This window comes from Methylotenera mobilis JLW8 (assembly GCF_000023705.1).
In the GTDB taxonomy this organism is placed as follows: Bacteria; Pseudomonadota; Gammaproteobacteria; order Burkholderiales; family Methylophilaceae; genus Methylotenera; species Methylotenera mobilis.
In genome coordinates, this window is sequence record NC_012968.1 from 267552 (window position 1) to 290375 (window position 22824).

Below are 22824 nucleotides of genomic sequence, written 5' to 3' on the forward strand. Positions count from 1 at the left end.
ACTTGTATTATCCTCACTTTGGTTTACAGCAGCCTCCGTTTAAGATTACCCCGAATACAGACTTTTTCTTTTCTGGCGGGAATCGAGGTGCCGTGCTGGATGCCTTGGTGTACGCCATTGGTAATGGTGAAGGCATTGTCAAGGTGGTCGGTGAAGTCGGTAGTGGCAAAACCATGTTGTGCCGCATGTTGCAAACGATATTGCCTGAAAGAATCGAGAGCATTTACCTTGCCAACCCCAGCGTAGCGCCAGAGGATGTGCTGCATGCGATTGCTTTTGAGTTGCAGCTTGAGTTACCAAAAAATGCAGACCGGTTAAAAGTGATGCAGGCGTTGCAGGCGCATTTGTTGAGCCGACATGCAGAGGGGCGGCAGGTTGTGATCTTTGTGGAAGAGGCACAGGGCATGCCGCTAGCAACTCTGGAAGAGATTCGCCTGCTATCTAATCTGGAAACCAAGCAAGACAAGCTATTGCAGATTGTGCTGTTTGGTCAGCCGGAGCTTGATGAGAATTTAAATCAGGAGCAAATCCGCCAATTACGTGAGCGCATCACACACCGTTTTAATTTGAGCCCGTTGCAAACCAAGGATGTAGGCGAGTACCTGATTTTTAGATTACGAGCGGCAGGCTACCATGGGCCCCATTTGTTCAGTGATGCATCGATTAAAAAACTGTCTCATGCGGCACAGGGCTTGGTGCGGCGTGTGAATATCTTGGCGGATAAGGCATTGCTGGCAGCGTTTGCGGACAATGTGTATCAGGTCACTCCCAAGCACGTAAAAGCCGCTATTCAGGATAGCGAGTTTGCCGAAAGTTTATATGGCCAACAGTTCGGCCGTTATAAGCGACTGGCCATGTGGTTTATCTGCTTGCTGGTGGTTTTAAGTGGCGCATTGGCTGCTGCGTTCATCTGGCAGCAATCGCCAGCCCCACAAAGTGCGGCCAAAGTGGGGGTGCAACCAGCTCCCATTGCTGCAAATAAGTTGGCTGATGCTAAAACGGCTGATGTTAAACCTGCAGCCGTGAACTCTGTCTCACCCCAAGCGGTAAAGCAGTCTGCCGTTGCCGTGACCAATACACAGGTGGGCGTGAATACTTTATCAGCACTGACTTCTGCCAATGCGCCTGCTGCGTTGAGAAATGCGACCGTAGCGAGCGATAAGCCACCTGTTGTGGAAAATAAAAGCGCGGAAGGCTTAGTGAGTCAGCGTTTAGGGGCGATGAGTCAGTTATTGCAAAACGCGAAACCTGAAACCGTACTGTTACAGATTAAATCGGTACCCAATGCTGCGTCATCAGTTGGCCAAGTAGAAGATACCCAGTTGATGACCGAGCTTGAAAGCCTAAGTCGACAGGTGGAGGTAGATAACATCTATCTTTACCGTATGCGTAAGGCAGATGGTTTATACACCGTGGTGTTATACGGCGCTTACGCCGAGCGGGCTGCGGCACTTGCAGCATTAAAAGATCTGCCTCCCAATATTAAAAATTATCGGCCTTATTTAAGAACGCTGGCAGGAATTAGCAAAGAGTTGGTGCCAGTTAATTAAGTTTCTCTTGAGGCAAATGGTCGTTGTCTCTGTCAGTATTTTTGATTGCGTTTGTTTGGGTTGATGTTGTTGTGTTGGCGCAGAGTTTATCAAGCGGCCGCGGTCGCTATAAAGTTTGAGTCCTACCTCATTAATAACCTTGATTTATTCGTGTAACTTGTTGTTGCTATTTGTATTTTCTTGCATTTTTGCGGTATCATGGAAAGTGAACATAGAGCGTATAGATAAAGTTGCAGAATGTAGGGGTAACCAAGCCGTGATAAAGAATAAAACAGTATCAACACTGCTATGCATGACCCTGGTTTTTGGGGTGTCAGCGTGCTCACATCAATCTAAAGTGAAGCCATCAACTGGGCATATTGACGGCAAGAATACCTCAACCCCCTCCCTAACTTCAAAATCAGCGGCTCCTGTCGCCGCCATCCCTAAACCTGTTACAAACAGCCCTTATTTGCCACCGCCAAAACCTAAGGCGAAAGAGCCTGTTTACAGTATCGTGGTTTACGATACTCCCGTGAAAGAAGTGCTGTTTGCCATAGCCCGAGACAGCAAGCTAAATATTGATATACATCCGGCTATTCAGGGGCGAGTTACTTTAAATGCAGTAGATCAAACTTTGCCAGCGATACTAGAGCGTTTATCAAAACAAGTGGATCTAACTTATACCGTTAAAGGTAATGTGTTAACGATCACGCCAGATCAGCCGGTGTTGAGGACATATAAAGTTGACTATGTGAACATGTCGCGAGATGCGATTGGTTTTATCGGTGTGGATGGTCAAATTTCTAGCACTGGTCAGAGCTCCAATACTAGCGGCGGTACAACAAGTAATACGTCAGGCACAGGGGCGAATAATAGCTCTCGTACTATGGTGAGAAGTGAGTCCAATAATCGTTTTTGGGATACCTTGGAGAAAAATATCACAGCATTATTGGCCGAGAGTGATAAAGAAATCATTATCGGTCGATTAGAGGCAGATAAGCAGTCAGCTAGTGCTGATAATCAAAGTGCTAAAGCGGGCTCTGTGGCTTTGGGGGATACGCAAAAAACTGAAGCTAATAATGTAAAAGTGGATGCACAAAAGGCATTTACTGAATACAAGACCTTGTTTGCCGCCAATGTTATTTCTAACCGTGAAGCTGGCGTAATCAGTGTTCGCGGCACCAACAAGCAACATGAGCGAGTTCAGGAGTTTTTAGATAAAGTGCTAGCCAGCGCTAAGCGTCAGGTATTGATTGAAGCGACCATCGTTGAGGTGAGGCTAAGTGATAGCTTTCAAGCAGGCATTGATTGGAGCCGGCTAAATAATAGTGCGTCTAATAGTGGCTTTCAGTTTAGGCAGCAGTTAGGTGCGCAAACGAACGGTATTAATGCGACAGGGAATACCTTCACCACTACCGCGAATGCATTTGGCGTGGCGACGAATGCGGGATTTGTGGCTGGCTACCTTAACCCAGTAAGTAAAATAGGTAATATTGCAGCATCTATTAATTTGCTTGAGCAATTTGGATCAACTAAAGTGCTGTCTAGTCCTAAGTTGATGGTGCTGAATAACCAGACTGCAGTGCTAAAGGTTGTCGATAATTTGGTTTACTTTACGGTGCAGTCGCAGCAGTCACAAGGCTCTGTAGGCGGCGGTATCTTGTCTACCGTGACAACAACCCCTAATACAGTGCCTGTTGGCGTTGTGATGAGCGTCACCCCGCAAATCAATGATTTGAGTAATGTGAATATCAATATACGACCAACGGTTTCGAGGGTGCTGGGGTTCAAAAAAGACCCAAATCCTAACTTGACTGTTGAAAGTTTGGTGCCTGAAATCCAGGTGCGCGAAATGGAGTCGATGTTGCAGATTCTAAGCGGTAACACAGCCGTGCTTGGTGGATTAATGCAGGATGATGTGCTGACAAATACGGATAAAGTGCCGGGCTTGTCAAAAGTGCCCGGCGTAGGAAAAGTGTTTACTGGGCAAAATGATGCAAATCGTAAAACTGAACTGGTTATTTTCCTACGGCCTACGGTGATAGTCAGTGCGAGTTTAGAAAGTGATGAGCTTGCTTCTTATAAGCAGTATCTTCCTTCACAGCAGCTGGAAAATACATTAGATGCCGAGAGTGAAAGGTAATTAGCAAATGAGTTTGCTAATCAAGGCGCTTGCGACAGCGGAAAAAGATAAGGAGAAGGCTGGTAAGTCTGCCAAATCCGGGGGGGCAGAGTCTTTGGCAGCTGAAGCCTTAACTTTAGCTCCGCTTGATTTGGCACCGGGTGCTACCGATAGCCAGTCTACAGATCAGGCTGCTCCGCTTACATCTGCTGCTGAGGCAAATGTGTTTCATGATGCAGGGTTGTCTTTAGCTGAAGAGGCCGGTTTGGTTAGCCCCGAGGTGAAAGTCAGACGTGAGACTACGGTTAAGCCTAGGCCTTCGCCGGCAGCTGGTGTAACTAACTCGAAAAGTAAGGCTGACGCTTTCAATGAGGCGGCAATGGCAAGTGTGGCGAATTTAAAAGCGCAGGCTAATGCCAAAAAGGACAACCAGCAGGCTGCGGCCAGTGTGTTTGTGGCGAATCATGCGGTAAAAACGGCAAGCTCGCGTACTGCACTACTTTTGCTGGGTGTGGCGGGTGCTTTAATTATTTTGCTGGGCTTGCAAGGCTACAAATACATCCAGGCATTAGGCGCTAGTGAAGTGGTCGTGGTCACGCCGAAACCTGCGCCACCGCCAGTGGCTCAGGTTGCTGCAGTTGCCAGCGATGTTGGCACTGAGCTTGCGTCTGTCACGGATAGTGCGCCGGATGCTATGAATGACACGGCGGCCAATGTTGATGCGGGTGAGGTGGTTGACGCACCACCGGCACAGGATAGCGGTGCTGTAGTTAACACTGCGGCAGTTAACAATACGGTAGTAAAGCCAGCGCTAGAAAAACGTAAGCCTGGAGCAAAGGTAGATACGCCAATGTCGGCAGGAGAGCCTGCAGCGGGAGATGCGTCATTGGTTGCTCAGACTATGCATAAGCCGATGAAGGCTGATGAGGGCGCGGGACATGAATCTGCAGTGGCGGAGCCGAAGGAACCGCTAAAACTTTTGACTAAAGCGCAAACTGCTGGGGTAGATCCGACACTGTTGGCGGCGTATGAGGCATTTAGCCGCGGTGATGATGTTTCTGCACAGCAGAAGTATCGTCAAGTGCTGCAAAAAGATGTCAGAAACGTAGATGCCTTACTGGGCATGGCGGCCATTGCACAGCGCCAAGCTCGCACGATGGATGCCATCGGCTGGTACCGTAAAGTGACGGACATTGAGCCTAGAAATACTATCGCGCAATCAGCGCTGGCAGATTTAGAGGCAAATACGGACGCGGTAGGGGCGGAAAGTAAGATTAAAAGCATGTTGGCACGTCAGCCGGAGGCGGCGAATTTACACGCGGCCTTGGGTAATTTGTATGCTGCACAGAATCAATGGGCTGCAGCACAGGCCGCTTATTTTAGCGCGAGCCAGTTTGCACCAATCAGTGCGGACTATGCATTTAATTTAGCGATTAGTTTGGAGCATTTAGGTAAGCCTAAGTTGGCGCTGGTGCAGTATCAGCGCGCGCTTGATTTGTTGAACATGACGGGTGCCGCGAGCCCTGGCCGTGCGCAGTTAGAGGCCAGAATTCGTGCATTGCAGTAAGCATATTTTGTCACCATACGTATCATGTTAGGAAATATCGCAAGACGATTGCAGTGCTGATTAAGTAAAGAAAAACAAGAATGAATCTATATAAACAGGCTAAATTAAATGGCTGAACAGCGGCGTAAAATTCGTTTAGGCGAGTTAATGGTGCAGCAGGGCTTAATTAGCCAGGATCAGCTGCGCATTGCGCTGATTGAGCAAGAGCATAACGACCTGCCGTTAGGCCGCCAATTGGTGCGTCTAGGTTTTGTCACAGAGGCCATGGTGCGCGATACCGTTGCGCACACCATTGGAACCGATAGTATTGATTTAACCACTGTGGTCGCTGACTTTGAGGCACTGCAAATGGTGCCGCAAGACTTTTCACGCCGTTATCATTTGCTACCGGTGGCGTACGATGCGCTGACCAGAACCATGGTGGTGGCCATGGCCGATTTGTTCAATGTGGTGGCCTTGGATCAGCTGCGAGCCATGCTGGGCGGGCAGATTCAATTAAAACCAGTGTTGGCAGCAGAGGCGCAGCTGGAAGAGGTGATTGACCAGTTTTATGGCTACGAGCTGTCAGTTGATGGCATTTTACGTGAGATAGAAACCGGTGAAATTGATTATCAAAGCTTGAGCGCTGACGATAATGAGTACACGCAGCCCGTGGTGCGCTTGGTCGGTGCTTTGCTGATGGATGCGGTCAAACGGGGTGCCTCGGATATCCACTTTGAACCGGAGCTGGCTTTTTTACGCATACGCTACAGAATTGACGGTGTATTGCAGCAAATTAGAAGTTTGCATAAAAGTTATTGGGGGGGCTTAGCCGTTCGCCTAAAAGTGGTGAGTGGCTTAGATATTGCGGAAACGCGCGCACCGCAAGATGGCCGCCTGAACATGAACTTATGTGGCCGCCCCATCGATTTTAGGGTATCTACCCACCCAACCATCCATGGGGAAAATATCGTATTGCGGGTGCTAGACCGTGAGAAGTCGATTATTCCGATGGAGCGTATGGGCTTGCGTCCAGAAACGCTGGATGAACTGCAGTTAATGATGACCCGCCCTGAAGGGATCTTGATTGTCACGGGTCCGACCGGTAGCGGTAAGACCACCACGCTCTATTCGCTGCTTACACATCAGAATACTGAAGCGGTGAATATCATGACGCTGGAAGACCCGGTGGAATACCCCGTGACCATGATGCGTCAGACCTCGGTGGCTGAAGTGAATAAGGTGGATTTTGCCAATGGTATCCGTTCTATTATGCGGCAAGATCCCGATATCATTCTAGTGGGTGAGATTCGTGATGCGGATACCGCCATGATGGCGTTCCGCGCGGCGATGACCGGTCATCAGGTGTTCAGTACCTTGCACACTAACTCAGCCTTAGGTGCTTTTCCGCGATTAACTGATATCGGTATTTTGCCTGACATTATGGCGGGTAATATTATTGGCGTGGTGGCTCAGCGTTTGGTGCGGGTGCTATGTCCGCATTGTAAAGAAAAGCATAAGCCAGATGATCTTGAGCGCAAGATATTGCAGCTTAAAGCAAATGATCAGACGCCAATTTACAAGCCTAAAGGATGTCAGCATTGCAACCAAACCGGCTATCGCGGGCGTATGGCAATTATTGAGCTATTGCGTATTGATACGGATATGGATGCGCTGATTTCACGGCGTGCGCACTTGGATGAGCTGAAGAAAGTGGCGCTGGATAAAGGATTTATCACCTTGGCTGAGGATGGCGTGCGACGCATTTTAGAAGGCTATACCAGCGTAAGCGAAGTGATGCGGGTGATTGATTTAACTAGCAGGATCACTAACTAAGTTATGCCATCTTTTAGCTATAAAGCCGTTGATAAGTTAGGCCGCTTTGCCATGGGCCAGGTAGATGCGCTGAATGAGGTGGATCTTGAGATTCGCTTGGAGCGCATGGGCCTCGATTTAATTACCTTTCGCCCTGCAACGAGGTCTACCAGTCTGTTTAACCGTAACAAGGTAACTAACCAAGATTTGGTCATGTTTTGCTTTCAGCTAGAGCAGCTATCCAGTGCCGGCGTGCCATTGCTAGAATGCCTGGTGGACTTGCGCGAAAGCAGTAATAACCCATATTTTCAAAAAGTGCTGGGCGCCATTAGTGCAGAGGTTGAGGGCGGCAAAATGCTGTCGCAAGCTTTAGCTGAGCACCCCGCGGTATTTAGTGATGTTTTTGTCAGCCTGATTGATGCGGGTGAGCGCACTGGGCAGTTATCCGTGGTGCTGGGTAACCTGTTTAACACGATACGCTGGCAAGATGAGCTGATGTCGCAAACCAAAAAGCTGTTGGCTTACCCTGCGTTTGTTGCGGTGGTGGTATTGTTGGCTGTGGTGTTTTTAATGATTTACGTGGTGCCGCAAATGGTGTCTTTTTTGCGCAACATGGGGCAAGACCTACCGCTGAATACTAAGATTTTAATCGCGATGTCGAATGCGTTTGTTAACTACTGGTGGTTGATTCTAGGTTTGCCGGTGGCTGCAGTGGTTTCATTGGCGGCAACCATTCGCACTAACCCTGCTGCACGCTACCGTTTTGATATGTTTAAATTAAACATCCCGGTTACTGGGCCTATTTTGCATAAAATTATCATGGCGCGCTTTGCCCGTTATTTTGCCTTGATGTATCAAACCGGTATTCCCATTTTAGATGCGATTAAAATCTGTGAAAACATCGTAGGCAACCGGGTAGTGGCGGACGCATTGACGCGGGTGCATACGCAGATTAACGCGGGGGATGCCATGAGTGAGAGTTTTCGTAATGCCGGGCTGTTCCCGCAGCTAGTGGTCCGTATGATTAAAGTGGGCGAAAGTACTGGCGCGCTGGATAAATCGCTGCTCAATATCAGCTACTTTTATGACCGTGATGTGAATGACTCTATGCAGAAAATGCTCAAAATGATAGAGCCTGCGTTGACGGTGCTGCTGGGTGGCATACTGGCGTTCATTATGTTCTCTGTGCTTGGGCCGGTTTATGACTCATTCAGCAAGCTTAAAATTTAAGTAGTTAACTACAATAAAGCATGATATTCGCTAATCCAAACAAACTAGTGTTATGCGCTACAGCCAATCAGTTACTGGTTGGTGTTTGGCATGCGGGTAAGCTCAAAGGTAATCAGGCTTTTGAAAATAACGAAGCGGGGCATCAGGCATTTGCTACGTTTTTACAGCAATATTCATCCAGCCCGGTTTATTTGATTACAGATGCGGTGGAAGAGGATTTCAGGCTAGAGAGTTTGCCGCATACCACTGGCAGCGCTAAGCATGAGTTGATTACGCGTAAACTGAACCAGCATTACCGCGGTTTGGATTTTCGTACCGCTCATTTTATTGATCGAGATAAAGATAAACGAAGAGACGATAACTTTTTGTTTGTTGCCATCAGTAAAGATGACTTCCTGCAAGCGTGGCTCGGCATAATTAAGGCGCAAGAAGCACAGTTGGTAGGTGTTTACTTACTGCCTATGCTAAGTATGGTCATGATGAAGCAACTCAAGCTGACAGAGCCGCACTTGCTGTTATGCGAAAGGTTGTCTTCCGGACTGCGCCAAACTTATTTCCATCACGGCTGTTTGCGCATGAGCCGGCTGGTGCCGAATGTGCCTGACGGCCCCGGTCAGTTAGGCTATTTTTATCTGGTAGAGATAGAAAAAACACGTCTTTACTTAATGAGCCAGCGTTATATCACGCGCGATACTCCCCTAAATTTAACATTAGTCAGTGCAACCGGTACTACCCAGCAGATTAGCCAAGGCATCAGCCAGGAGCAGGGTTTGAACTGCACCGATGTGAATCTCACTAGCTTGGCCAAAACGCTAGGCTTGCCGATAGCACTGCTGCAGGAAAAGCCAGAGCTGATGCATATGCAATTGCTGGCTAGCGGGCATGTGGTCGATAATCTGGCACCAAACTGGCTCACTAAGTCTTTCCAGTTTAATAAACTAAAACAAGCACTGGCGATAGGCACGGTGTTGGTGGGCTTGTTTGGTATAGCTGCTGCTGCGTGGATGTTTAAAGAGGGTTGGGAGCATAAAGCCGCATTTGAACAGGCGCAGCAAGATACGCAGATTCAACAGCATCAATATGAGGAGGCCGCAAAAGACTTTCCCGTCACGCAGATTAGTGCGAATGATTTAAAGGTGGCGGTGGAGCTGGATAAAACCATCGCAGCCTTTCCTAAGTCGCCTAGGCTGATGATGCAGGTGATTGGTGCAGCGCTCGCCCCTAACGCACAGGGTGCTTTAGATGAAATTCAAATTGACCGTATGCATTGGGTGCTGACTAATGACAGTAATGTTAATGACCAAGATAAATTTACGCCGTTATCAGCAACCAGCAACAGCGCGCAACCGCCCGCTAACGCTATGCTGCCGGCAGATCCTACTAAGTTGGTCGAAGTGGCTTTTCTTACCGCGCAAATTTCTGGTTTTACTGGTGATTACCGCCGTGCGTTAAATAGCCTGAATCAGTTTGTGTCTAACATTAAGGCGGATGCCCGCGTGGCAGAAGTAGTTGTGCTGCAAGAGCCGGTGAACGTGAGCTCATTTGTGAGCTTGCAGGGCAGTACTACGGATGAGCAGTCCACACAAAAACAACCGGCGTTTTTTAAATTAAAAATAGTGCTCAAGCCCACGACAGACAATACGAGTGTAAGCGGAGGGCCGCCATCATGAAGCTAGAGTCGCATGACTGGAAAAAACTGCAAATCCCACTAATCATTTTAGGCGGGGTAGTTGCTGTTGTGGCGGTTTGTATTGTGCTGACTCAGCAGTATAAGGTGGAGAGGGAGCAAGCATTATTCAAACAACAAAGCCTGCTCAATGCTGCCCGCCAGCGCTATCAATCCTCTGGGCTGGAGAAGGAAGTCATTACCGCCTATTTGCCGCAATATCAAACCTTGATTAATAAAGGTTTTGTGGGGGAGGAGCGTCGTATCGAGTGGGTGGAAAGCCTGCGAGAGCAACATAAAAACCATAAGCTATTTGGGATTAAATACAGTATCAAACAGCAGGAAAAATATACGCCAGGATTTGCTCTAAACTTAGGCGGCTTTACCTTGAATCGTTCAGTGATGCAGTTTGAGTTGGATATGCTGCATGAAGGAGATTTATTGCAGCTAACGGAGTCTTTAAGTAAAGCTAATGTCGCTGACTTGATGTTAAGAGATTGCGAAATTACCAGATTGAACGAGAGCGGTGCCTTGAGTAGTCAGTTGATTGCGAACTTACATGCGCAATGCGAGCTGGATTGGCTTACTCTGCGTGAACCTGCCGCCATCCAAACAGCAGTGGGGCCTTAAGTCATGCTGAAATTACTACTTCGAGTGATTATTGCTGGTCTGTTGAGTGTCCGCTTCACGACCATCTACGCTGCGCCTAATGATGATTTTGGGCGTTTGTTCAGCAAGCCTGCCGAACGTGAGAAATTAGATAAACTAAGGCAGAGCCAGCAGCTAAAAGTGGTCCGTGCTAAAGAAGAGGAGCCGGCAGCAAGTGATGCCGACCCGCTGCCAGTGGACAACTCAGCCCCCATTGCCATGCAAGGTTACGTAAAACGCAGCGATGGCGTAAGCGGTACGCTCTGGATTAATAATCAGGCCGTGCAAGAAGGAGGCGCTGTTGATAACGTACAAATCGGACGAATCAATCGCCGAGGGTTCTCCAACAAGGCTGCCAATACTGAGGGAGTTGATGTGCAAACCGGTGGTAAAAAAATCAGGCTGAAAGCTGGGCAGGTGTATGAGCCAGAGACTAGCCAAGTGAAAGAATTGCAAGTCGTAGAAAAAGCAAAGCGGTTAAGGTTGGAGGAGGCTGGAGTGATTGGTGGTGATGAGTAATTATCCTCTTGGGCGTAACGCTCAGCGAGGAATGGTGCTTATTCTGATCGCATTTATTATTGGGCTAGGCGCCGCAGCGTTCATGTTCAAGATGTTCAGCGCCTCAAACTTGCAAGCCGCGCAGGATGAAAAAACTATGCGCGTGCTGGGTGAGGCTAAGGCTGTATTAATTGCTTGGGCCGTGAGTCATCCGAATTCGCCAGGCATGATGCCATGGCCAGACAGAAACACTGATTTGGATTTTGATGGTGTTAGTGCCTACGACGGCAAGAGTGACTGTGCTACTGGCACTTTTCAACCAAGCTATTTACTTGGTCAGCTGCCGTGGAGGGCACAATCAAATCCATGTGTAACCCCACATACTGGCTTGGGGGTCGATTTTAGAGATGCTCAGGGTAATCGTCTTTGGTACGCAGTGTCGCGCAATCTAGTCCGAGACTATGAGAATTCTGAATACCCTATTATAAATCCAGGTATGGCTAATCCACCACATGCCGTTACACCTTATTTGCGACAGGGTGGCACGGACTCTTATCCTTGGCTAAAGGTTCTTGATAGAAACGGGCGTCTTGTCTCAGATCGTGTGGCGGCTGTGATTATTTCACCTGGCAACCCCCTTGAAGGGCAAGATCGATCGTCAACGGCTCCAGATGCTAGTCAATATTTAGATAGTTTTCAAATTGGTGCTGCAATCTTCAGTAATCGTGGATATGCCACAGCAGATGAGGACTTCATCATGGGCGAAGATAGCAGAAATGTATCTTCAAATGATGCCAGCTTTAACCAGCCATATTACTTTAACGATAAATTGGTTTACATTACCATTGATGAACTGATGTACGCACTAGAAAAGCGAGTGCTGCAAGAAACGAGACAGACGCTAAAAAGTTACTATCAATCAAAGACCTACTATCCATTTGCAGCAAGTTACGGGTTGGTTGCGAACTCAAATCAATGTGTACAAGGTAATCTTAGAGGTTTGTTGCCTGTGAACGCACCTTCAGCGCATGTTTGTAGCTGTACGTCTGCTAGAGTTTGCAATTGTAATTTCAGTGTAGTGAGCAGCATTGCATTTACTCGCGCAAGTGGAAACTTTGTAGCAACAGGCTCAGCCTCTAATGCACCAACCGGTGCATGTTCAGTCGCGGCAAGTGACCGAAAAACCTGTACCTGCACTGGTAAGGGCGGTTGTAAGAGAGCGGGTGGGGTTGAGCAGTTCAGCTGCGATGCTTGTGGTAGCTGCTCCGCTAAAGTCGCTGGTATTAACCGATTTAGCACAACAGGCTCATTTTTAGTTTCAACAGGAGGCTGTTCAAATACTACTAATCTGGCAACTTGTTCAAACAACACAAATGGCACGTTTACATTGGCTGCTTGTGGTGCAACTCAAGTGATTACATCGTTACCAGCTGTCGGTGGATTACTTCCCGCCTGGTACTTACAGAACGAGTGGCAAAAGTATATTACTTATGCTGTTTCTAGTGATTGTGTTAGTGGTTCGATTTGTTCTAGTGCCAGCTCACCACCTAAAATTACGGTTGGAATTAATAATAATGTTAGTGCGTTAGTTGCAACATCTCTTGCAAGTCCTAGTGGGGCCTCTTGTGATATTTCAAACTACTTGAGTGCGGTAGAAAACACAAATGTTATTGTGAGTAATGGTACGCAAGATTCTGTCTACAGTAACACGATGCCAAAAACATCGACAAACAACGATCAGGTTGTGGTTGTATCACCATGAGTACTTTATAAATATATGCAAATAGACATCGATATTAAGCAGCAAGGTTTCAGTTTGGTTGAAATGGCCATCGTACTGATTATCTTAGGGTTTGTGTTAGGTGCTTTGCTGTTGCCGTTACAGGCGCAACGTAATCAGCTATTTCAATCGCAAACTGAAAATACACTGGCGTCGGCCAAAAGGGCTTTGCTAGGCTTTGCGCAACGGCATGGTCGCTTACCTTGCCCAGCCACCGCGGCAAGTAATGGGATGGAGCAGCCGTTGGGTGGCACGGCTGCCTGTGCTCAGTATGGTATAGGTTTTTTGCCTGCAGCAACCTTGGGTGTTGAGCCTGCTGATGCGCAAGGGTTTGCATTGGATGGTTGGGGGAACCGTATTCGTTATGCGGTTACACAGTTTAATAACGCTGCTGCACCATCCCTCCCAGACTTTACTGCAAACACTGCAACTGATGGTATGAGTGTTGTTGGTATGTCGAATTTGATGCCAGACTTACGGGTTTGCGCTAGCTCTGTTGGTATCACTGCCACCGCATGTTCAGCTGCTGTGCCGGAAACCAATTACCTAATCAATAACGCTGTGGCTGTTATCTATTCTATAGGTGCCACTGGGAACCAAGCCATTGGCGGCGCAGACGAAACAGCGAACTTAAATGACGCGGATGCTAACGGTATTGTGGATGATGGCGTATTTGTCAGCCACGAACCTAGAAGTGCAGCTGACCCTAACGGCGAGTTTGATCATATCGTGACTTGGATTTCTCCTTATGTTCTCTATAATGCCATGATCGAAGCAGGACAATTGCATTAACTTATGAACGACAACCAACTTCTCCGCTATAGCCGCCATATTCTGTTGCCACAGATTGAGTACGAGGGTCAGGACAAAATAGTCCACGGCCATGCCTTAATCGTGGGAGCTGGCGGTTTAGGCTCGCCAGCTGCTTTATATTTAGGGGCAGCCGGGGTGGGTACCATTACTATTTGTGATTTTGATCAGGTGGATTTAAGTAACCTGCAGCGTCAAATCGTGCATACGACCAGCTCCATCGGTGTTAACAAAGCACTTTCAGCACAAAAAACATTGTTGGCGCTTAATCCAGAAGTTATCGTGCACGCCATATGCGAGCGTGCCAGTGAAGATGAGCTGCATGCGCTGGTGGCTAAAGCCGATGTCGTATTGGATTGCTCTGATAACTTTGCTACGCGCTATTTGCTGAATAAGCTATGCGTACAGCTGAGAAAGCCTCTAGTTTCAGGTGCTGGCTTGGGGTTTGAAGGGCAGGTCACAGTATATGACATGCGCTCAACGCAAAGCCCTTGTTACCACTGTTTATTCCCTGACAATGGTGAAGGCACCGATTTGCGCTGTGCGACCAATGGCGTGTTTGCCCCGCTGGTAGGGATGATAGGCACTACGCAAGCGGCGGAAGCGCTGAAAATTCTGATGGGGATAGGCGAGAGCCTGCAAGGACGGCTGTTGTTGCTAGATGCGCTCTCTATGGAATGGCGAGCGATTAAGCTGAGTAAAGACTCGGCTTGTACCGTGTGTAGTGTTTAATACCCCATTCCCCCAATGCAGGGAAGAATGGGCAATTGATTGCTAAGCTTTAATTATTTTCCGCCCACTAAGCTTTTAACTGCACCTACCAAGTCACCCGGCATGACTACAACTTTGCTGTTTTCAGATGAGGACATCTTTTGTAACGCAGTGATATAGCGGTCGCCTAACAAGAACATGGCTGATGCGTTATTCTCTTGTACGGCCTCTGTAATAAATTTAATGGATTCAGCAGATGCTTTGGCTGCCACCATTTGTGCTTCAGCATCTTTACGCGCAGCTTCCAGTCGTGCTTCTGCATTAAGTATCAGTGATTGTTTAGCACCTTCAGCTTCGGTCACCACCGCTACTCTTTCGCGTTCTGCAGCAGCTTGGCGCTCCATTGCATCCTGCATGTTCGGCGATGGTTTGATGTCTTGAATTTCAACGGATTTAACGGTTAAGCCCCAGTCTAGCGCTTCATCTGCAATGGCAAGTTTGAGTTCAGATTTAATGCGGTCACGTGAGGTCAGTGCTTGGTTTAAATCCATGCCACCAATAATAGAGCGTAGGCTGGTTTGCACCATATTGCGCATAGCTTCACGGAAGTTCTCAATCCCGTACACGGCACGGTCAATTTTAGTCACCTTAATAAAAGCTACCGCGTTAGCTAGAATCACTGCGTTATCGCGGGTGATCACCTCTTGCTCCGGCACGTCTAGGATAATGTCTTTGGTGGTAACTTTGTAACTTACTCTGGTAAAAATCGGGTTGATGACATGCAGCCCTGGCGTGAGTACACCAGCAAATTTTCCTAAACGCTCCACCACCCACTCTTCACCTTGCGGCACAATGCGCACGCCTTTGATAATGGCGACAATCACTAAAAATATGAGTACTAAACTAAACTCTGTCATTTGGAGAATTCCTTAAGTGAGAAAAAATAAAAAGTGAGAAGGTTAAAAAAACGTTAGCTGATTTTTGCAATACGTAATGCGTTGCCTTCAACAGCAATCACTTTCGCCTGACTGTTGATTTCAATCACTTCGTCGGATACTGCCACCCATTCACGGCTACCCATCAGGCCTTGCGTGAAGCGGATTGAGCCGTTTTGTGCCGGGCCGCTGGCTTGCATCACAGTACCGATGCGGCCAATTTCTTCCCCTTGTGATTGTCCTACGGCTGAACTACTGTCAGTTTTTTTGTAATAACGTCGCCATATGGCCAACGAGCCGATAGATAGGATAGCAAACGCGATGAGTTGTATCGCGTGTGGGATATTAGGAAACAGCCAAGTGACAATGGCTAAACAGATAGCGGCGATGCCAAACCATAAGATATATAAGGTACCAATTGCTAATATTTCTACTGCGATTAAAACGATACCTAATACCGCCCAAACCCAAGTTGCTTCTATCATTGAGTGTCCTGATAAAAAGATTGATAAGTGTTAAGCCTAAACATCGGTGATTATTATTGCATGATATTTCAATAATTTTTAATATAAAATTCCTTAAAAAAGGTGTACCCTTTTGGGTGGTACATAACGCTCCATTAACATTGTAGGAAATACTCCTATGAACCCCGCACAGAAACTTAATCTTCCGAGCGATCGGCTAGAACGATTACATTACATCAAACGCATTTTCGCACAGGCAAAGGGTCCTGATCTTGCATTAGATTGGTCTGGAGGCAGAACCGGCGCACTAAGAAAGTTGCATGCAGTTGATGCTGTGCAGTATGGGCGTAACCGTAATTTTATCAATGGCGCGGTCACGCATTTATCCCCATATCTACGTCACGGCTGCCTGAACTTAAATGAGGTTTTTTCTTTTGTGAAGCAGAAGTTTGGCTTACAAGGTGAAAGTCTGCTGATGGAGCTAGCATGGCGCGATTTTTGGCGGCAAGTCTGGTTTTATGAGGGCAATGCCATCTTTAGCGAGATGGAGCAGCCTAAAGTCAATCTTGATTACCAGCCGCTTAGTGTTTCTGTTAAGCAGGCAAACACAGGCTTGCCTTGTATGGATGGCTTTATCAAGGAGTTACTGGACACGGGTTATATGCATAACCATGCACGCATGTGGTTTGCCAGCTATGTGGTGCACCATCTTAAAGTAGACTGGCGTGAAGCAGCGGATTGGTTTGAGGCGCACTTATTAGATGGTGACTTTGCAAGTAATCACTTGTCATGGCAATGGATTGCTTCGACATTTAGCTCTAAACCCTACTATTTTAATAAAGAGAACCTGGAGCGCTATACCGGCGGCAAATATTGCGCAACCTGTACAGCTCAATGCCCGTTTGATGCAAGTTATGAGGCATTGAGTGCGCGTTTATTTACGCCATCTGTTGCCGCTAGCCCCAAGCAATATCCAATTAAGTCGTTGCCGATGAAGGCTGCGCATACATTTAAAGCCGTTGCGGTGCTGGTCCATGATGAAATGCTGTCTGCACAAAACCCCTTGCTGAGTAAACCTTACCCTAAAATCTTTGTGTTCGATCCTGTGTTGTGTGGTCACTGGTCATTGAATCGTTTGCAGTTTGTCGCGGACTGTTTGCATGAAATGATGAATGTTGAAGTTTGGATGGGTGATACCCATGCTGTGTTGCTGCAAAAAGGGGTGGGGCAGGTTTTTACGCAAGACACGCCGAACTTGAAGCTTAAAGAAATATTGATGCCATTTGCTCCGAGTTGGGAGTCAGCGCCAAAGCTGGCTAATGTGCGGCTGAGCGAACGGCGCTTAAAGCGTTTTTCTCGCTACTGGGAGAAAGTCGGCCCTGTGTTAATGGCGGATGTTTAATCTTCGAGGTTGTTTAATCTTTAAGTCTTAAATGCTACTATCCTTCACGACCAAGCTTTTATAATCGGGCTTTTTGGGTTGGTCGTAAGCAAATATCATCAATAAAAATAAGGGGATATGATGTTAGTGTGGATAGTGGTAGCTGTAGTTGTGCTGTATTTTGTCATCACTTACAACAGCTTGGTCAGTGTTAGAAATAACGTTGAAAAAGCATGGTCTAACATCAACGTGCTGTTAAAGCAGCGCCATGACGAATTACCTAAACTGATTGATACTTGCAAGCAGTATATGCAGCATGAGCAGGCGACGCTAGAGAAAGTGATACAAGCACGTACGCAAGTGAATGAGGCGCGTGATTCGCATGATGTTACAGCCTTAGGGCAAGCCGAAGGCGCGCTACGTGTTGGCTTGGGTGGTTTGTTTGCCGTGGCTGAAAGCTACCCTGAGCTGAAATCTAACCAGAATTTTCTCATGTTGCAGACCCGTATCACCGGGCTTGAAAATCAAATTGCAGACCGTCGTGAGTTTTATAACGACAGTGTTTATATAAACAATGTACGCGTGCAGCAGTTTCCAGATTTAATCGTGGCCAGATTGCTCGGCTTTGCTAAAGAGTCATTACTTAAGTTTTCTAGTGAAGAGCTTGTAGATGTTGACGTAAGTCAGCGCTTTAACGCCAAGCTGTAGGCAGCGTTTTGCGCTTGCGTAGTTACTATTTAAACCCGCTCGCCCTGTGTGTCTGCCTAGGCTTGGTGCTGGCGGGGGTGTATTTAGATTACCAAGACGGGCAGGCGCACCAACTACCCATGCTTTTGGGCGTGAGCGCTCTGGTTGCCATATTTGCCTGGGTGTTTAACTACAAAAGATTACTGGCAATTTCCGAGGTGCCTATCTCCACGATTGCGTCAGCCGCTCAAGGTTATGTAGAGTTATATGGCAAATCACGGCAGCGCCTGCCCATGCGTAGCCCGATCCAAGGTGTGGCTTGTGTGTGGTATCGGCTGTGGGTGTACACGCGTGATAGTAACCACATGTGGCGTTTGCAAGATTACCAGGTTAGTGAGCAGGTGTTTGAGCTGCACGATGCAACCGGCGTGTGCTTGGTAGACCCCAAGGGCGCAGATATCTATGCTGCAAAACGGCATGAGGTTATACAAAATGAGCATCGCTATATTGAGGATGTGCTGTTTGCGGATAAATCTATCTATGTGTTGGGTGATTTAGATGCTAGTACCCAAGCGCATACCGAGGCTGAAATCAATCGAGAAGTAGGCAAGCTGCTGACGCAATGGAAACAGTCTAAATCCAGGTTGCTGCAGCGGTTTGACCTGAATCGGGATGGCGAGATTGATATGCAAGAGTGGGAGCATGCCCGCGAGCAGGCTTATTCCGATATAAAACGTCAGCAAAGCCAATTGCTTAAAAGTGAACAGCATTTGATTGCCAAGCCGCAAAGCAAGCGTCTATTTGTAATATCCGGCATTACACCGCAAGCGTTGAGGCAGCGCTATCGCTATTGGGCGATTGTGCATTTCACCATATTTTCTATCGCAGTTTTGTTTTCTTTTATAGCGAGTTATCTAGCGTTATAACAGCAGGTTTGCCATGTGATAAAATGTCAGGTTATGACAACTGACCATTCGACACAGAATATGCAAGAAAACAAAGAGCTAGCCAAATCCTTCGACCCTAAAACCATTGAAAGTAAATGGTATGAATTTTGGGAGGGGCACGGCTATTATGGCGCTGGTTTAGATACCGCTAAGCAGGATAATTTCTGTATCTTATTACCGCCTCCTAACGTGACTGGCACATTGCATATGGGTCACGGTTTTAACCAGACCTTGATGGATGCACTCACACGCTACCACCGTATGCGTGGTGACAACACTTTATGGCAACCGGGTACCGACCATGCTGGTATTGCTACGCAAATTGTCGTAGAGCGCCAGTTGGATGCGCAAGGCGTATCGCGCCATGATTTAGGCCGCGAAAAGTTCTTAGAAAAAGTATGGGAGTGGAAAGAATACTCAGGCGGTACCATCACTAAACAAATGCGCCGTTTAGGTACTTCACCCGACTGGAGCCGTGAGCGCTTCACCATGGATGCTGGCCTCAACAAAGTGGTGACCGAAACTTTCGTACGCCTGTATAACGAAGGCCTGATTTACCGTGGCAAACGTTTAGTGAACTGGGATGTGAAGCTAGGTACCGCCGTATCTGACCTGGAAGTGGTGCAGGAAGAAGAAGATGGCTTTATGTGGCACATCAACTACCCACTTGCCGACGGCTCTGGTCATTTAACAGTAGCGACAACCCGCCCGGAAACGATGTTAGGCGACGTGGCCGTGATGGTGCATCCTGAAGATGCGCGCTATAAACACCTGATTGGTAAAACCGTACAGTTACCGCTGTGTAACCGCGAGATTCCAATTATTGCCGATGACTATGTTGATTTAGAGTTCGGTACCGGTGTGGTGAAAGTGACACCTGCGCATGACTTTAACGATAATATGGTCGGCCAGCGTCAAGGTTTGGATAAGATTGTTATCCTTAACCTGCAAGGCTTTGTACCAGCGACAGCTGAAGTTTGGGCGGCAGATGGCGCAGCTAAACCATCTATCGCAATGCCTGCCAACCTGATTGGCTTGGAGCGCTTTGCTGCGCGTAAACAAGTGGTGGCTGATTTAGAAGCGCAAAACTACTTGGTTAAAGCAGAAAAGCATAAACTTAAAGTGCCACGTGGCGACCGTACCAATGTGGTAATTGAGCCTATGCTGACTGACCAATGGTTCGTAGCCATGAGTAAGGCTGCGGCTGACGGTAAATCTATCACGCAAAAAGCTTTAGACGTGGTAGCGAGCGGTGAAATCAAGTTCTACCCAGAAAACTGGGTCAACACTTACAACCAATGGCTGAATAACATTCAAGACTGGTGTATCTCACGCCAGTTATGGTGGGGCCACCAAATCCCGGCTTGGTACTCAGATGACGGCAAAGTCTATGTGGCACATGATGAAGCCGAAGCTAAGGCACAAGCCGCTAAAGATGGCTACAGCGGCAATTTAAAGCGTGACGATGACGTGCTGGATACCTGGTACTCATCTGCGTTATGGCCATTCTCAACCTTGGATTGGTCTGGCGACGCAGAAAAGGACGCCGCTAACGTTGCCTTGCAACAGTATTTGCCGTCTTCTGTATTGGTCACAGGCTTTGATATTATTTTCTTCTGGGTGGCGCGTATGGTGATGATGACTACGCACATCACCGGCAAGATCCCGTTCAAGCACGTGTATGTGCATGGCTTGATTCGCGATGCCGAAGGTCAGAAGATGAGTAAGTCTAAAGGCAATGTGCTGGACCCGATTGATTTGATTGACGGTATCGGCTTAGATGACCTGATTAAAAAACGCACCACGGGTTTGATGAACCCGAAAGACGCCGAGAAAATCGAAAAACGTACACGTAAAGAGTTTCCAGAGGGTATCAATGCCTACGGTACCGATGCACTACGTTTCACGTTTGCCGCATTAGCTAGCCCGGGCCGTGATATCAAGTTTGATTTACAGCGCTGCGATGGCTACCGTAACTTCTGCAATAAGCTGTGGAATGCCACACGCTTTGTGCTGATGAATACAGAAGGTCAGGACAATGGTTTTGGCATTGGTAGCTGTGTGGAAGGTGGTCGCGTATTCTCTGCCGCTGACCGTTGGATTGTGAGCATCTTGCAACGCACGGAAGCTGAGGTGGAGCGTGCGTTTGAAGACTACCGTTTCGATTTAGCGGCAAAAGCGATTTATGAGTTTGTATGGGATGAATACTGCGATTGGTATTTAGAGCTGGCTAAAGTACAAATGCAAAATGGCAACGAGGCAGAAAAAATTGGCACACGTCGTACTTTGCTGCGTGTGCTGGAGACTATCCTGCGTTTAGCGCACCCTATCATGCCATTTATCACAGAAGAAATCTGGCAAACCATTGCGCCGATGACGGAAAAACATGGCGCCAGCATTATGTTGGAGGCGTATCCAAAAGCGCAGTTAGACAAGCTGGATGAAGTATCTGAGGCTTGGGTGGTGCAATTGAAGCAAGCGGTGGATGCATGCCGTAGCTTACGTGGCGAAATGGGTATTTCACCTGCAGCGCGCGTGCCGTTGATTGCGGCGGGCGACAACGCTGCGCTGTCAGCGTATGCACCTTACCTGAAAGCCTTGGCTAAGTTAGATGACGTGGCCATCGTTGCTGAGTTGCCAGAAGCAGATGCACCGGTGATGCTGGTGAACGATTTCAAATTGATGCTAAAAGTTGAAATCGACGTTGCGGCAGAAAAAGAGCGCTTAGGTAAAGAAATCGCACGCTTGGAGGCTGAAATCAATAAAGCGAATGGCAAGCTGAATAACGAGAGTTTTGTAGCAAGGGCACCAGCTGCAGTGGTAGAGCAGGAAAAAGCGCGGGTGGCAGACTTTAGTGACAGTTTGGATAAGCTGCAAGCTCAGTTAGCTAAGCTTAAATAACTGTTGTTTCAGAATGGCAGGGTTTTAGAAAAACTGCTGTTTTAGTGATATTTAGCGCCGCATGATGCACCGATGGACTCGGTACATTGTGCGGCGTTTTTTATGCGGTTAAAGCTTAATCTCTAAACTTTAAATCTGAGTCTTTAAGCCTTAGTCTTTAAACCGTCGTAGTCTTTAAAACTGATGTGCGACAGCGCCTATGTGCTAGCTAGTACGTTTTTTAATATAAAACGTGAACGCGGTTTCGTCTTCTTCTAACAGCAAAAGTTCATGCCCAGTTTGCACGCAAAAGGCGTTAAAGTCTTTAACTGAGCCAGGGTCAGTTGAGATGATCTTTAGTACTTGCGCAGCCGCCATGTCATTGAGGCCTTTTTTACAGCGCAAAATGGGGAGTGGGCAGTTTAGACCTGTAGCATCAACTACTTTATCAAAATGCATAGTGATTTTCCTGTGTTACTTAGAGCTATGTTTATTTAGGCGCGGTGGTTATTTAGACTGGCTGTTGAGCGGCACAAACTGATAACCAGCACGTGCCCAAGCCAGCACACCGCCAGCTAAATTATAAACGTGCTTACAGCCCTTGCTGGCAGCAAACGCCGCTGCATGTGCTGAGCGTACGCCGCTATGGCAGTAAAACACGATGGTTTCTGCCTTGGTGAGCGATTCATACTGCACCGGCAGCATGGCTAATGGGATGTGTACCGCATTTTCAATCACGCCGCGAGCCACCTCGTCATCATTGCGTACATCTACCAGTAGAAGTGATTTTTTGCTTAGCATGACGGATAAGTCATGTGCGTCAATTTCATTGTAAGTGCTCATTAAATAAACCTGAATTAACTAATAAATCTTGAATTAACAATATAAGTGGCTAACAACTTGTGTTGCTATGCCGGACTTTAACTAATTGCATGCATATGCCTGTACCAGTTGATCATACTCAACTATAGACAAGCTTGGCAGTCATTTGTTTATGCAGACTGGCAAGCATTGTCTTTATGCGGCTTGCAAACAGCGGGTGATGATGCCTATATGGTAATACAAAACATCGCTTAATGAGTATAACGCGCTCATATTCCTATATAAATCGTCAGAAAGTAGTCACTGGCGCCGAGTAAACGCGTGCTTGGTGTGTTCAAAATTTCTACGAT

Annotated in this window: 19 protein-coding genes; 15 read left to right on the forward strand and 4 right to left on the reverse strand. The window is 47.4% G+C overall.

Going from position 1 to position 22824, the window contains the following annotated elements; all coding sequences use genetic code 11:
* Window positions 1-2 precede the first annotated feature (2 nt).
* The 11 genes from MMOL_RS01230 to MMOL_RS01280 all read left to right on the forward strand — a co-directional run bounded on the left by MMOL_RS01230 (window position 3) and on the right by MMOL_RS01280 (window position 14379).
* Complete coding sequence (locus MMOL_RS01230) at window positions 3-1550, forward strand: AAA family ATPase (RefSeq protein ID WP_012777608.1); 1548 nt, start codon at window positions 3-5, stop codon at window positions 1548-1550.
* A gap of 256 nt (window positions 1551-1806) precedes the next feature.
* Complete coding sequence (gene mshL, locus MMOL_RS01235; RefSeq protein WP_420794741.1) at window positions 1807-3675, forward strand: pilus (MSHA type) biogenesis protein MshL; 1869 nt, start codon at window positions 1807-1809, stop codon at window positions 3673-3675.
* Window positions 3676-3682: 7 nt separating this feature from the next.
* On the forward strand, window positions 3683-5221 hold the full coding sequence (locus MMOL_RS01240) for a tetratricopeptide repeat protein (protein WP_012777610.1): 1539 nt from the start codon (window positions 3683-3685) through the stop codon (window positions 5219-5221).
* Between the two features lie 108 nt (window positions 5222-5329).
* On the forward strand, window positions 5330-7036 hold the full coding sequence (locus MMOL_RS01245) for a GspE/PulE family protein (RefSeq protein WP_012777611.1): 1707 nt from the start codon (window positions 5330-5332) through the stop codon (window positions 7034-7036).
* 3 nt (window positions 7037-7039) lie between these two features.
* Window positions 7040-8245, forward strand: coding sequence for a type II secretion system F family protein (locus MMOL_RS01250; protein WP_012777612.1), 1206 nt, complete (start codon window positions 7040-7042; stop codon window positions 8243-8245).
* Between the two features lie 20 nt (window positions 8246-8265).
* Window positions 8266-9915, forward strand: a complete 1650-nt coding sequence (locus tag MMOL_RS01255) for a hypothetical protein (RefSeq protein ID WP_012777613.1) — start codon at window positions 8266-8268, stop codon at window positions 9913-9915.
* Entirely contained in the window at window positions 9912-10541 is a 630-nt protein-coding gene (locus MMOL_RS01260; RefSeq protein WP_012777614.1) for a hypothetical protein, read from the forward strand. Before MMOL_RS01255 ends, MMOL_RS01260 begins: the two co-directional genes overlap by 4 nt.
* Window positions 10542-10544: 3 nt before the next feature.
* A complete protein-coding gene (locus MMOL_RS01265) occupies window positions 10545-11078 on the forward strand; it encodes a hypothetical protein (RefSeq protein WP_012777615.1) in 534 nt (177 codons plus the stop codon).
* Window positions 11071-12819: a hypothetical protein gene (locus MMOL_RS01270; protein ID WP_041928510.1), complete on the forward strand. Its 1749-nt coding sequence runs from the start codon at window positions 11071-11073 to the stop codon at window positions 12817-12819. Before MMOL_RS01265 ends, MMOL_RS01270 begins: the two co-directional genes overlap by 8 nt.
* Before the next feature lie 15 nt (window positions 12820-12834).
* The gene (locus MMOL_RS01275) at window positions 12835-13629 is read left to right on the forward strand and encodes a type II secretion system protein (RefSeq protein WP_012777617.1); all 795 of its coding nucleotides are present in this window, start codon (window positions 12835-12837) and stop codon (window positions 13627-13629) included.
* A gap of 3 nt (window positions 13630-13632) precedes the next feature.
* Window positions 13633-14379 (forward strand): HesA/MoeB/ThiF family protein, encoded by a 747-nt coding sequence (locus MMOL_RS01280; protein ID WP_012777618.1) that lies wholly within the window; start codon window positions 13633-13635, stop codon window positions 14377-14379.
* A gap of 53 nt (window positions 14380-14432) precedes the next feature.
* Here the strand turns inward: MMOL_RS01280 and MMOL_RS01285 are convergent, their stop codons facing one another.
* Window positions 14433-15275: an SPFH domain-containing protein gene (locus MMOL_RS01285; RefSeq protein ID WP_012777619.1), complete on the reverse strand. Its 843-nt coding sequence runs from the start codon at window positions 15273-15275 to the stop codon at window positions 14433-14435.
* Between the two features lie 53 nt (window positions 15276-15328).
* On the reverse strand, window positions 15329-15778 hold the full coding sequence (locus tag MMOL_RS01290; protein ID WP_012777620.1) for an NfeD family protein: 450 nt from the start codon (window positions 15776-15778) through the stop codon (window positions 15329-15331).
* A gap of 157 nt (window positions 15779-15935) precedes the next feature.
* Here MMOL_RS01290 and MMOL_RS01295 point away from each other — a divergent pair, with 157 nt between their 5' ends.
* The 4 genes from MMOL_RS01295 (at window position 15936) to MMOL_RS01310 (ending at window position 21673) form a co-directional block, all read left to right on the forward strand.
* The gene (locus MMOL_RS01295; protein WP_012777621.1) at window positions 15936-17159 is read left to right on the forward strand and encodes an FAD-binding domain-containing protein; all 1224 of its coding nucleotides are present in this window, start codon (window positions 15936-15938) and stop codon (window positions 17157-17159) included.
* 120 nt (window positions 17160-17279) lie between these two features.
* Window positions 17280-17846: a LemA family protein gene (locus MMOL_RS01300; RefSeq protein ID WP_012777622.1), complete on the forward strand. Its 567-nt coding sequence runs from the start codon at window positions 17280-17282 to the stop codon at window positions 17844-17846.
* Between the two features lie 8 nt (window positions 17847-17854).
* The gene (locus tag MMOL_RS01305) at window positions 17855-18751 is read left to right on the forward strand and encodes an EF-hand domain-containing protein (RefSeq protein ID WP_012777623.1); all 897 of its coding nucleotides are present in this window, start codon (window positions 17855-17857) and stop codon (window positions 18749-18751) included.
* Between the two features lie 33 nt (window positions 18752-18784).
* The gene (locus MMOL_RS01310) at window positions 18785-21673 is read left to right on the forward strand and encodes a valine--tRNA ligase (protein WP_012777624.1); all 2889 of its coding nucleotides are present in this window, start codon (window positions 18785-18787) and stop codon (window positions 21671-21673) included.
* 204 nt (window positions 21674-21877) lie between these two features.
* Here the strand turns inward: MMOL_RS01310 and MMOL_RS01315 are convergent, their stop codons facing one another.
* Both MMOL_RS01315 and MMOL_RS01320 read right to left on the reverse strand, forming a co-directional pair.
* The gene (locus MMOL_RS01315; RefSeq protein ID WP_012777625.1) at window positions 21878-22111 is read right to left on the reverse strand and encodes a sulfurtransferase TusA family protein; all 234 of its coding nucleotides are present in this window, start codon (window positions 22109-22111) and stop codon (window positions 21878-21880) included.
* A gap of 48 nt (window positions 22112-22159) precedes the next feature.
* Window positions 22160-22495 (reverse strand): rhodanese-like domain-containing protein, encoded by a 336-nt coding sequence (locus tag MMOL_RS01320; RefSeq protein WP_012777626.1) that lies wholly within the window; start codon window positions 22493-22495, stop codon window positions 22160-22162.
* Window positions 22496-22824 lie beyond the last annotated feature (329 nt).